The sequence below is a fragment of the uncultured Bacillus sp. genome, assembly GCF_958411575.1.
In the GTDB taxonomy this organism is placed as follows: Bacteria; Bacillota; Bacilli; order Bacillales; family Bacillaceae; genus Bacillus; species Bacillus spizizenii.
In genome coordinates this window covers 314,795-326,219 of sequence record NZ_CATYRA010000003.1, presented here as the reverse complement: position 1 = coordinate 326,219, position 11,425 = coordinate 314,795, and the positions used below count along the sequence as shown (strand labels likewise).

Genomic DNA, 11,425 nt, shown 5'->3' with positions numbered 1-11,425 from the left:
AAATAACAAGACCAATGCCGGAGTGAGAAACGTGACCAAAACGAGGATGGAAAAATTAAAAACGCTGAAAACGATTGCGGAAACCTTAAACCAAGGGCACGATGTCAGAGCAACACTGGATGAGGTTTTAAAAGAATTGCTGAGTCTGACGAACCTTCAATCCGGCTGGATTTTTCTGATCGAAGAAGACGGGTCCTATACGTTAGCGGCCGACGCTTATTTGCCCCCGGCTTTAAGCCGTAAGGAAAAAGTGCTGATGTGCGAAGGGGAGTGCTACTGCCTGACAAAATTCAATAACGGAGGGCTTAGAAGGGCGGCTAATATCATGAACTGCAAGCGCATAGAATCAGCTAAGGAACTGCACTGTTTTGACACAGAAGGGATTACGCATCATGCAACTGTGCCCTTAGAAGGCGGGGACAGGAGATTCGGGTTGTTAAATGTAGCGGCGGCCGGAAAAACCATGTTTGATGAGGAAGAGCTGCATTTACTCGAATCTGTCGCCTTTCAGATCGGAACGGCGATTCAGCGCATGAAGCTTTCTGAATATAAACAAAAAAATGCTCTTTTAATGGAGCGCAACCGCCTCGCTCAAGAGCTTCACGATTCTGTCAATCAAATGCTGTTTTCCGTCAGTTTAACAGCCAGAGCGGCAAAGACACTGACAAAAGATGAGAATTTGCAGCAGATGATTGAATTCATTCAAAACCTATCACAGGACGCGCTTGCAGAAATGAAAGCGTTAATTTGGCAGCTTCGCCCCGGAGGATTGGAAAAAGGGCTCTCTGAAGCCATTAAAAGTTATGGCGCGCTGATTGGATTGAATGTCATTTTTACACAAAAAGGAAGTCCTATTCTTACCGATGAGCAGGAGCATATGCTGTGGCGTGTTGTTCAGGAAGCTTTAAATAACTGCAAAAAGCACGCCGGAACTGATACGGCGTATGTCAGTCTGACCGCTTCTTCATGTCATGCGGAGCTGAGTATCATCGATCATGGGGCAGGGTTTTGCTATGAAGCGCATGAAGGTCTGCCTTCACTCGGCATCAAAGGTATGAAAGAACGGGCGGAAAAAGCCGGAGCGGAGTTTTTGATTGAGTCAGAACTTGGAGCGGGGACAAAGCTGTCCATTAGGCTTCCGCTTACCAATCAGAAAGGAAGGACAGTGCAATGAAAATTGTAATTGCGGATGACCACCATGTTGTCAGAAAGGGGCTTCGTTTTTTCTTTGCCACCCAGGGTGATATTGAAGTTGTTGGCGAGGCGGCAACCGGAGCAGAAGCTCTTCGTGTCATCGAAGAGACAAAACCTGATCTTGTGCTGATGGATCTGTCTATGCCTGAGATGGACGGCATTCAAGCCATAAAAAAAGCAGTACAGCAATTTTCAGGGATCAATATCATTGTGCTGACGAGCTACTCCGATCAGGAGCACGTCATCCCCGCGCTTCAGGCAGGTGCAAAGGCGTATCAATTAAAGGATACGGAGCCCGAGGAATTGGTGAAAACACTAAGACAAGTGCATGACGGCCAATACAAGCTTTCTTCAGCTATTATGCCCCATGTGCTGACACATATGAGAAATCAGCATGATCCGGAAAAAGAAAAAATTTATCAATTAACACGCAGGGAAAAGGACGTTCTGAACGAAATTGCGAACGGGAAAAGCAATAAAGAAATCGCGGCAGCCTTGTTTATTTCAGAAAAAACAGTGAAAACCCATGTGTCAAATCTTTTAGCAAAGCTTGAAGTGGCCGACCGCACGCAAGCAGCGCTTTTCGCAGTAAAATATAACCTGAATGGAGAGATCACGAAATGAACATGTTAGTCATAAACGGTACGCCTAGAAAACATGGCAGAACGAGAATTGCCGCATCCTATATTTCAGCGTTGTATCACACGGATTTAATTGACCTAAGTGAGTTTATATTGCCGATTTTTAACGGTGAAGCGGAGCAATCTGAACTTTTGCAGGTACAGGAGCTTAAGCAGCGCGTCACTAAAGCGGATGCAATTGTCTTAATATCTCCTGAATATCACAGCGGCATGAGCGGCGCTTTAAAAAATGCGCTGGATTATCTAAGCAGCGAACAATTTAAATATAAGCCCGTGGCATTATTGGCAGTGGCGGGAGGCGGAAAAGGCGGCATCAACGCGCTGAACAATATGAGAACGGTGATGCGGGGTGTCTACGCCAATGTCATTCCGAAGCAGCTCGTGCTTGATCCGGTGCACATTGATATTGAAAATGCTGCAGTGACGGAAAATATAAAGGTCAGCATAAAAGAGCTTGTCGAAGAACTCAGCATGTTTGCAAAAGCAGGAAATCCCGGCGTCTGAACGCCGGGATTTGTTTATGTGAGCAAGGCTAATTGATCTTCGTAAGTCAGCTCTGTGGCATGATCAATATAACGGAGAAGGGAGTACAGCATCTTTTCAAGAACCGCGTAATCCTGTTCAAAATGATACGCATGCAGAAAATGTTCGATTCGTTTTGATAACAAATCATCCTCTGTACGCACCATTAAAATTAGTAAATTATCCCATTGAGAACGATGGGTGTAATACAGCGCTTTATCGTAATCGGCATAATCCATGAATCGCTTCTCCTTTCTTGTGTGAGAAGTTCATGATTAGTTTATGCCGCATCCCATGTTATTGACGGGGCAAAACTTGGCGCCTGCGGCAGTACAGGGATAGCAATATGAGGGAGACATAAAATCAAAATGCCTGAATGAAGCCGTCGCTTTTGGAAAACCTATGAGAGAACATAATCTGGGTACAGGAGACTGAAAACATGAAATCTCTGCCGTATACCATTGCGCTTCTTTTTTGCGGATTGATCATCATGTCAATGGCTGCAAAAGGGCATTCAGCGGACACGGATGAGTCCGTTCAAAAGTGGGAACAGCTCGCCTGGAGCAAAATTCAGGATGAATATAAGGGCGCTTCATTTTCTGATTACGCTTATATGGGGCGGACCGAGGTGAATGATGAGCAGACGAAAGATGTTTTTCGGGTGACGGTCAGACAGAAAGCTGATACATTTTCTGTTCGGGCCGAAGTCTATTTTCATCCAGTGACAAAGCATATGATTAGCATCAACGTCTTTAGGCTCTAATCAAAAAAACTGTACAGCTGCTAAGGCCATACAGTTTCTGTTTTTAGAAATATCGTTTTGCACCGAGATAGCGCTGTTTCCAGTAAGAGTTGTTCATACTGGAAATGACAACTCCGGAATCATTGGCGTTAATGAATTCCCCGTTTCCAAGATAAATTCCGACGTGGGAAGGGCCGGCTTTATATGTTGTAAAGAAAACGAAATCTCCGACAGCTGGCTGGCTGACTGGTTTCATTGTGTTCCAATATCCGGCTGCCGTTAATCTAGATACGGATGTGACTTTGTTCAGTGCGTAGTAAATGAATCCGCTGCAGTCAAATCCGGCCGGTGTCGTGCCTCCCCAGCGATACGGAACCCCAAGCTGCTCTTTAGCGGCGGCAATCATTGTGTTAATCTTCGCGCTTGTTGAGCTGGTGTTACTTGAAGAACCGGATGAAGAAGATGATGAAGTTGAAGTTTTTCCGCTAATGACCAGCTTTTGGCCAATCTGCAAGACATCCGTTTTTAAATTATTTTTCTCACGAATCTGCTGAGCTGTTACATTAAACTTTTGAGCAATCACCCATAAGGAATCGCCGCTTTTCACCGTGTATGTAGTCGTCGTGCTTGAGCTGGCATTTGACGAAGAAGACGATGATGATGATGAAGTGCCTGAAGAAGCTTTACCTGTCAGCTTCAGCACTTGTCCAACGTACAGCATGTCTGATTTTAGATTGTTGCTGTTTCGGATTTGCTGTACAGTCAGGTTATAGTTGTTTGCAATTTTCCAAAGTGAATCTCCGCTTTTTACAGTATAAGTCTTTGTTGCTGAAGTGTGGCTCGAATTAGATGAAGTGTCTTTGGAAGACGTATTAGAACCGCTTGATTTTGTTTTCAATACTTGATTCACATAAATGGTGTCTGATTTTAAGTTGTTCAAGACCTTCAATTCTGCGATGGACATATTGACTTTGTTTGCAATTTTCCAAAGCGAATCTCCAAGCTGCACCTTGTATGTTCCGGTAGAAGATGAAGAGCTTGAGCTCTTATTGGAACTGCTTTTTGTACTGGAACTAGAGCTGGTGCTAGAAGAAACTGTACCGGCTACCTTTAATTTCTGACCTGCACGAATCATGTCGCTGCTTAGTCCGTTTAATTTTTTCAGTTCCTGCACCGTCATTTTATATTCATTTGCGATCAGCCAAAGTGAATCTCCGCTTTTCACTGTGTAAACAGAACTTCCGCTCTTCTTGGTTGTTGAGCTTGAAGTAGATGAAGTGCCGGAATTGCTGCCCGGAATCGTAAGCGTCTGGCCGATAGACAGAACGGTAGTCGAAAGATGGTTGGCGGATGTGATAGCCGCCACACTTGTGTTGTAGTTTTGGGCCAGTTTCCATAAAGAATCTCCGCTTTTGACCTTAATCGTTGCTGCTTCAGCTGGTGTCACTGCTAAAGTTGTACTGACAATCGCAGATGCTGTCAGACCTGCTGCTAATTTCTTTTTCATCTGAGCTCTCCTTTTTCCCCCAATGATTTTGAATAGGCTGTTTCTTTTTTATATCGGCAGGTTCTCCCCATCGTTTTGCATTTTTTGAAAAACAGCCATATTATCTTAACAAAAAGGGGGAAAAAGGGCATAAAAAAAAGAAGGAATCATTTCTATTCCTTCATTCTTAAAAGCTTCATGATGTCTTCTTTGTTTTTGACAAGGTCGCGCAGTGTATAGTTGTCCAAAACTGCAAGATAGGCCATAAGCGCTTCGTTAAGCACATGTTTTAAGCCGCACACCGGGGAAATAACGCAGAGATTCTTGTTTACATCAAAACATTCAACAATATTAAAATCGTCTTCCGTTTTTCTGACAACCTCACCGATGTTGATGTCTTCAGGTTCCATGCCTAAGCGGATACCGCCGCCTCGTCCGCGTATTGTTTCTACGTAGCCGAGCTGGCCGAGCCTATATATCACTTTCATAAGATGATTTTTTGAAATAGAATACGTTTCGGCAATCTGTTTTATATTTGAAAGTTCTCCGGGACGTTCTGCAGCCAGAAAAATCAACACTCTTAATGAGTAATCTGTATAATTTGTTAACTTCATAATAAGACCTCGTAATAAGACATTTTCTATATCTTATCATAATCGATTGAAAAATGAAAAAAAAGGAATTTTCCACTAAAAAACGTGTACCCTGCTGGGTACACGTTTTTGTTTACATGTTATTCGGCGGATTTTGGTTTTTACGGTTCTTGTCAATTTCGGTGTTTTGCATTTTACGTTCAAATGTAGATAGATAACGTGATGCAAAATCCTTTCCGCCAAGGCCAAAGGATAAACCGAAGGCGAGTGCGAAGCCGCTAAGCACAATGATGAACGCGGAATTGACGATTGTGGCAGCGACACCAAGCTGGTCCAAAGCCATAAAGAAAGCAAGTGCGATAATCGTATATTTAGCAATCGCCGCTAAAGACTTGAATTCCTGGCCTTTGATTATGCTTGCGAGCACTTTTCGCACCAATTCCCCGGCGTAAAGGCCGATGCCGAGAATGAATACAGCGACAAGGACATTCGGCAGATACGCAATGATGCCAGTCGCAATCTCTACGAGGAAGTGCAGTTGAACAATTTGCAGCGCCTCGGCTGTAAACAGCAGGATGACAATGATTTGCGTGATCATACCGACAACTTGAGACAGGGACAGCTTGGCAGGCGTTCTTGTTTCCATGCCCATTTTTCCTAATACAGAATCAAAGCCTGCGCGATGGAGCAGTCCGGACACCATGGTGTTTACCCATTTTCCTGCCCACATACCCGCTAAAACAAGCACGATGGCAATGATGATGTTCGGTAGCATGTTTAAAATGGTATTCAGCATAGAGACAGCCGGTTTCGAAATGCCAGCGACATCCAGCTGGTCAAGCGCTGAAATGACGACCGGTATTAAAATCAGCACATAAGCGATTGTTCCGATGACTGCAGAAAGACTTGTATCTTTTAAGTAAATAGATAAACCCATACGTGCGGCGAATCTTTCCGTACCGATGCTTGCAAGGAAATTCGTAATGATGTCGCGTACAAGACGGGCAACAAGCCAGCCGATTAAAACGATAAGCGCGGCGGCAAATAATTTAGGCAGAAAAGCAAGTACGCTTTCCATCATATTTGTAAACGGACCTGAAATGCCGCTGATTTTCAAAGAAGATAAAACCCCTGGCAGGAAAACAAGCAGCACGAGATAAAAGACAATTTGTGAAGCGGCATTGACTGCCTGATGAATATCTTTTCCTTCAGACACTAAATTCCACTTGCGCAGCTTGTCACTCGTGTTCAGCTTCATCCCGATTTTTTTAACAAGGAAGCTCAATACAGAGGCTGCAGCCCATCCTAACAGCAAAATGAGTCCGGCCTTCAGCACGCTCGGGATAGCCGCTGTAATTGCGGAAAGCATGCTGACAAACGGGGATGCCACTGATGTCAGGTGCAAAATGTTAAAGAATAAAATAAAGACGATAATCAATGCGATAAAATAAACGACCTTGCTTATGACTTTTTCTGAGGAATAGCGTGAGGGCTTTTTCCCAGCAAAGAGCTTGTCGTCGATTTTTGTTTTTCTGAGCCCTTTGTAAACCGCTTTTTCAATGATTTTAGCGATAGCCCATCCGATTAATAAGACGAGTAAAGCAATGATTAAGTTTGGCAGCTTACTGAGATAAGAAGAAAGCATGTCTGCTACATTCAATTGGTATCGCTCCTTTTTTTCGTAATATGGTGTGTTTTTACCCACTGACACAATCGGCAAACAGCTGAATATGCCGGGCGAATTTTTTTCTTGCCCAAGTGAGGCTATCATCTTTTGTCAGGCGGGCTCATACATTATAGATAAGTCCAAGTAGGGGGGATTCGGTTGAACGCGGAGGAGAAAAAGGGATTACAGCGGGCAATTGAGGAAATTACCGAAATTGCAAAAGGATTCGGCCTTGATTTCTACCCGATGAGATATGAAATCTGCCCGGCTGAAATTATTTATACATTCGGCGCGTACGGGATGCCGACAAGATTCAGCCACTGGAGCTTCGGTAAGCAGTTTCACAAAATGAAGCTGCATTATGATCTTGGATTAAGCAAGATTTATGAACTGGTCATTAACTCAGATCCATGCTACGCTTTTTTGCTGGACAGCAACTCACTGATCCAAAATAAATTGATTGTCGCTCACGTTCTGGCCCATTGCGATTTCTTCAAAAACAACTGCCGATTCCAAAACACGAAGCGCGATATGGTGGAAAGCATGGCGGCAACGGCCGAGCGGATTAAACATTATGAACAGGTTCACGGGATAAAAGAAGTAGAAGCTTTTTTAGACGCGATTCTTTCGATTCAGGAGCATATCGATCCGTCTTTGGTCCGTCCGAAGCTCCTATGGAGTGTGGACGATGAGGAAGAGGATATTGAAGAGGCAGCGACGCCGTACGATGATCTATGGTCTTTGGATGAAAAGAAACCGAAAAAACAAGTGAAAAAATCGAAAAAACCTTTCCCGCCGCGGCCGGAAAAAGATATTCTGCTTTTTATCGAGGAGCATTCCCGGGAGCTAGAGCCGTGGCAGCGTGATATTTTAACGATGATGAGAGAGGAAATGCTTTATTTCTGGCCTCAGCTGGAAACAAAGATTATGAATGAGGGTTGGGCTTCCTATTGGCACCAGCGAATTATACGTGAGCTTGATTTAACATCTGATGAAGCGATAGAGTTCGCCAAGCTGAATGCAGGTGTCGTTCAGCCGTCCAAAACAGGCATCAATCCTTATTATTTAGGGCTGAAAATATTTGAAGACATTGAGGAACGGTACAACAACCCGACGGAAGAAATGAAGAAAATGGGCGTGAAGCCTGGCTCAGGCAGGGAGAAAATGTTTGAGGTCAGGGAAATTGAATCCGATATCTCTTTCATCCGCAATTACTTAACAAAAGACTTAGTTATGCGCGAGGATCTTTATTTGTTTCAAAAACAGGGCAGAGATTATAAAATCGTCGACAAAGAATGGAAATCGGTACGCGACCAGCTCGTGAGCATGCGGGTAAACGGCGGGTTTCCATATTTGACAGTAAACGACGGTGATTACATGAAAAATAACGAGCTCTATATTAAGCATTGGTATGAAGGCATAGAGCTGGATTTAAAATATTTGGAGAAAGTGCTTCCTTATTTATTTCAGCTTTGGGGAAGAAGCGTACACATCGATTCTGTGCTTGAGGGTAAGGAAGTTATGTTTTCGTACGACGGAAAAGGTGTTCACCGCAGGTATTTATAAAAAAAAGGATGCAGTGTTCTGCATCCTCTTTATTTTCCTGTTTTTAAAATCTTAAATATGATGTTTGCCTGATCTGTATTGTTAATCAGTCCGCGGAATTTTTCTTTTCCGGGGCCGTACGCGTATACTGGCACTTCTTCGCCGGTATGATCGGTACTCGTCCAGCCGCTGTTAGATCGTGTGTTAAAAATCTTGATGATGGCTTTGTAGGCGCCTTTGCTATTGTCAGCCTGTGCAGCGGCTTCAACACTTTTGATTTCTTCTGATGTAAATTTCAGATTTGTATAGCGGGCGAGCACATCTTTGACCGGTTTGCCTTCACTGATTTTTTTGGCCATAAATTCAGGCGTTTTTTTCGCGGAGAGAATCGGCTCCGCGTGCCAATTCTTTTTGCCGTTTGCGCCAATGGCAAAGCCGCCGGTTGTATGATCAGCAGTTGCAATGACAAGTGTATGTTTATCTTTTTTCGCAAAATCAATCGCAGCTTTATAGGCCTGTTCAAAATCTTTAACCTCGCTCATGGCTCCTACTGTATCATTGTCATGGGCCGCCCAGTCAATTTGGCTGCCTTCGACCATCAAGAAAAATCCTTTTTTATTTTGGTTCAGGCGGTCAATTGCTGAAACCGTCATGTCTTTGAGAGATGGTGTTTTGCTGTCACGGTCGAGCGCTTTGGCAAGCCCTCCGTCTGCGAAAAGCCCGAGCACCTGCTGATCTTTATTTTTCTTCAGTGCTTGTTTTGTTGTTACATAGCTGTAGCCGGCTTGTTTGAATTCCTTCGTCAAATTTCTGTCCTTGCGGTTAAAATACGATTTTCCGCCGCCAAGCAAAACGTCTATTTTTTGTTTACCTTTTATTTTGTCATCCATATAGCTGTTGGCGATTTGATCCATGTTTTTTCGTGATTCATTGTGGGCGCCATATGCCGCTGGAGTGGCGTGGTTAATTTCAGACGTTGCGACAAGCCCTGTTGACTTGCCTTGCTGTTTGGCCTCTTCAAGTACTGATTTTACTTTTTTTCCGTTTTTATCGACGCCAATTGCATTGTTATATGTCTTAACGCCCGTCGCTAATGCTGTTCCGGCAGCTGCTGAATCTGTAATATTATAGTCAGGGTCATCCGGGTGCGTCATCATCATGCCTGTCAGGTTCCGGTCAAACTCAGTTAACTTCGGGTTATTCGGTGTTTCACCGTTATTTTTCAGGGAACGGTAGGCGTTTATGTAAGGAGTCCCCATGCCGTCACCGATCATCACAATGACATTTCTGATCTCGGCTTTGTCTTGTTTTTTGGCGCTTGCCGTTTCGGTTTGCTGCAGCTCGGCTCCGGCAAAGATCCCAGCTGTAAGGACAGAAACAGCGGCGATTGGCAAAAGCTTTGATTTCATGTTTTGAAACAAATTCATTTTTGCATGCCTCCTTAAGGTATTCTGTTTCTCATGTTAGGGGAATTTTGTTAAATGCGGCTGTTGATCATGTAAACATTAAGTAAAGCATTGTAAGAAAATGAAAAAACGCTGTTTCGTTATCTTGCCTTATTTGATGTAAAGCATTCATTTTTCAGAAAAATCTTTACCTCTTTACCCTTGCATGATATGTTTGTTTAAATAAAAAAACTGCGGATAACCGCAGCTTTCCTCGTATATTCTTTATCACACATTCTTCCATAAGTGAGTTGACCCCGAAAGTTTTTCAGTTATTTCCTTTATGTTGAAAAACCTCCCATAAAACATGACAAAAGCACTCGTTTTTTGTCACCTTTGAAACGAAAATGAAATATTTAATACCCTTAAAAACTTTTTTTAAGAACGAATAATTAAGAAATTTGTCGCATGAAGTCAAGACTATTTATGTTGGGAATCTATCCTTATAATAGAAAACAATAAGATTAATTAAAAAAAGAGATACATATATAGATATAAAATTTGGGGAGGAAAATATGAAAAAGCAAATCATTACAGCTACGACAGCAGTTGTTTTAGGATCGACATTATTTGCAGGAGCGGCATCTGCACAAAGCATCAAGGTGAAAAAAGGTGACACTTTATGGGATCTTTCAAGAAAATATGACACTACGATCAGTAAAATTAAATCAGAGAACAACCTTCGTTCAGACATTATTTATGTAGGGCAGACTTTATCGATTAACGGCAAATCTACAAGTTCAAAAAGCAGCAGTTCTTCATCTTCTTCTACATACACTGTAAAGAGCGGGGACAGCCTTTGGAAAATTTCGAAAAAATACGGCATGACGGTCAGTGAACTGAAAAAACTGAATGGCTTAAAGTCAGACTTGCTTCGTATCGGACAAGTCCTGAAACTGAAAGGTTCAGCAAGTTCAAGCAGCTCAAGCTCATCAAGCGTATCAACATCATCAAGTTCAACTTCAACTTATAAAGTGAAGCGCGGGGACAGTCTGTCTAAAATCGCAAAGCAATACGGCACGACCGTTAGCAAATTAAAAAGCTTAAACGGCTTAAAATCAGATGTCATCTATGTCAACCAAGTGTTGAAAGTAAAAGGAACAAGCACAAGCTCAAAACCTGCTTCTTCCAGCTCTTCATCATCTTCAAGCAGTAAACCATCATCTACCACATCACTTAATGTGAGCAAGCTGGTTTCTGATGCCAAAGCGTTAATCGGTACGCCATACAAATGGGGCGGAACGACAACTTCCGGCTTTGACTGCAGCGGATTCATCTGGTACGTACTGAATAAACAAACAAGCGTGGGCAGAACAAGCACTGCGGGATACTGGAGTTCTATGAAGAGCATTTCCAGCCCGTCTGTCGGAGATTTTGTCTTCTTCACAACTTATAAATCCGGCCCTTCCCACATGGGAATTTATGTCGGAAACAACAGTTTCGTACATGCAGGGTCTGACGGCGTACAAATCAGCAGCCTGGACAACAGCTACTGGAAGCCTCGTTACCTCGGTGCGAAAAGATTCTAATTATAAAGGGAACCCGTTCATTGGAACGGGTTTTTTTCATTAGACGGAGCACATCCGTTTTG

General features: G+C 43.2%; 10 protein-coding genes and 1 pseudogene. 6 read left to right on the top strand and 5 right to left on the bottom strand.

Annotation, left to right across the window (positions count from 1 at the left end):
- Window positions 1-31: 31 nt before the first annotated feature.
- Genes Q5C82_RS07425 through yhdA form a run of 3 tightly spaced genes read left to right on the top strand, consistent with a single transcriptional unit; the run spans window position 32 to window position 2,339 of the window.
- Window positions 32-1,174 (top strand): GAF domain-containing sensor histidine kinase, encoded by a 1,143-nt coding sequence (locus tag Q5C82_RS07425; RefSeq protein ID WP_003224131.1) that lies wholly within the window; start codon window positions 32-34, stop codon window positions 1,172-1,174.
- A complete protein-coding gene (locus Q5C82_RS07420; protein WP_013307947.1) occupies window positions 1,171-1,818 on the top strand; it encodes a response regulator transcription factor in 648 nt (215 codons plus the stop codon). Before Q5C82_RS07425 ends, Q5C82_RS07420 begins: the two co-directional genes overlap by 4 nt.
- A complete protein-coding gene (gene yhdA / locus Q5C82_RS07415) occupies window positions 1,815-2,339 on the top strand; it encodes an FMN-dependent NADPH-azoreductase (protein ID WP_003224137.1) in 525 nt (174 codons plus the stop codon). The genes Q5C82_RS07420 and yhdA overlap by 4 nt, the downstream gene beginning before the upstream one ends.
- A 14-nt stretch (window positions 2,340-2,353) precedes the next feature.
- Here the strand turns inward: yhdA and Q5C82_RS07410 are convergent, their stop codons facing one another.
- Complete coding sequence (locus Q5C82_RS07410) at window positions 2,354-2,596, bottom strand: YhdB family protein (protein ID WP_003224139.1); 243 nt, start codon at window positions 2,594-2,596, stop codon at window positions 2,354-2,356.
- A 200-nt stretch (window positions 2,597-2,796) separates the two neighbouring features.
- Between Q5C82_RS07410 and Q5C82_RS07405 the strand changes: the two genes are divergently transcribed.
- Window positions 2,797-3,120 carry a YqzG/YhdC family protein gene (locus Q5C82_RS07405; RefSeq protein WP_003224141.1) on the top strand — a complete coding sequence of 108 codons (324 nt, stop codon included), beginning with the start codon at window positions 2,797-2,799 and terminating at the stop codon, window positions 3,118-3,120.
- Window positions 3,121-3,163: 43 nt separating this feature from the next.
- Here Q5C82_RS07405 and Q5C82_RS07400 read toward each other — a convergent pair whose 3' ends face one another.
- The 3 genes and pseudogenes from Q5C82_RS07400 to Q5C82_RS07390 all read right to left on the bottom strand — a co-directional run bounded on the left by Q5C82_RS07400 (window position 3,164) and on the right by Q5C82_RS07390 (window position 6,949).
- Entirely contained in the window at window positions 3,164-4,606 is a 1,443-nt protein-coding gene (locus tag Q5C82_RS07400; protein WP_003224145.1) for a peptidoglycan endopeptidase, read from the bottom strand.
- A gap of 152 nt (window positions 4,607-4,758) precedes the next feature.
- Window positions 4,759-5,199: a nitric oxide-sensing transcriptional repressor NsrR gene (gene nsrR, locus Q5C82_RS07395; protein WP_003224147.1), complete on the bottom strand. Its 441-nt coding sequence runs from the start codon at window positions 5,197-5,199 to the stop codon at window positions 4,759-4,761.
- A 112-nt stretch (window positions 5,200-5,311) separates the two neighbouring features.
- A pseudogene (locus tag Q5C82_RS07390) lies at window positions 5,312-6,949 on the bottom strand (mechanosensitive ion channel).
- 54 nt (window positions 6,950-7,003) lie between these two features.
- Between Q5C82_RS07390 and spoVR the strand changes: the two are divergent.
- Window positions 7,004-8,410: a stage V sporulation protein SpoVR gene (spoVR, locus tag Q5C82_RS07385; RefSeq protein WP_003224150.1), complete on the top strand. Its 1,407-nt coding sequence runs from the start codon at window positions 7,004-7,006 to the stop codon at window positions 8,408-8,410.
- Between the two features lie 29 nt (window positions 8,411-8,439).
- Here the strand turns inward: spoVR and phoA are convergent, their stop codons facing one another.
- Window positions 8,440-9,816: an alkaline phosphatase PhoA gene (gene phoA, locus Q5C82_RS07380; protein WP_013307948.1), complete on the bottom strand. Its 1,377-nt coding sequence runs from the start codon at window positions 9,814-9,816 to the stop codon at window positions 8,440-8,442.
- A gap of 533 nt (window positions 9,817-10,349) precedes the next feature.
- Between phoA and Q5C82_RS07375 the strand changes: the two genes are divergently transcribed.
- Window positions 10,350-11,363, top strand: coding sequence for a LysM peptidoglycan-binding domain-containing protein (locus Q5C82_RS07375; RefSeq protein WP_003224152.1), 1,014 nt, complete (start codon window positions 10,350-10,352; stop codon window positions 11,361-11,363).
- Window positions 11,364-11,425 lie beyond the last annotated feature (62 nt).

Coding starts and splice junctions, on each gene's coding strand:
- phoA (WP_013307948.1), bottom strand. CDS start 9,816: ATGAATTTGTTTCAAAACATGAAATCAAAGCTTTTGCCAATCGCCGCT.
- nsrR (WP_003224147.1), bottom strand. CDS start 5,199: ATGAAGTTAACAAATTATACAGATTACTCATTAAGAGTGTTGATTTTT.
- Q5C82_RS07420 (WP_013307947.1), top strand. CDS start 1,171: ATGAAAATTGTAATTGCGGATGACCACCATGTTGTCAGAAAGGGGCTT.
- Q5C82_RS07375 (WP_003224152.1), top strand. CDS start 10,350: ATGAAAAAGCAAATCATTACAGCTACGACAGCAGTTGTTTTAGGATCG.
- Q5C82_RS07410 (WP_003224139.1), bottom strand. CDS start 2,596: ATGGATTATGCCGATTACGATAAAGCGCTGTATTACACCCATCGTTCT.
- Q5C82_RS07400 (WP_003224145.1), bottom strand. CDS start 4,606: ATGAAAAAGAAATTAGCAGCAGGTCTGACAGCATCTGCGATTGTCAGT.
- Q5C82_RS07405 (WP_003224141.1), top strand. CDS start 2,797: ATGAAATCTCTGCCGTATACCATTGCGCTTCTTTTTTGCGGATTGATC.
- yhdA (WP_003224137.1), top strand. CDS start 1,815: ATGAACATGTTAGTCATAAACGGTACGCCTAGAAAACATGGCAGAACG.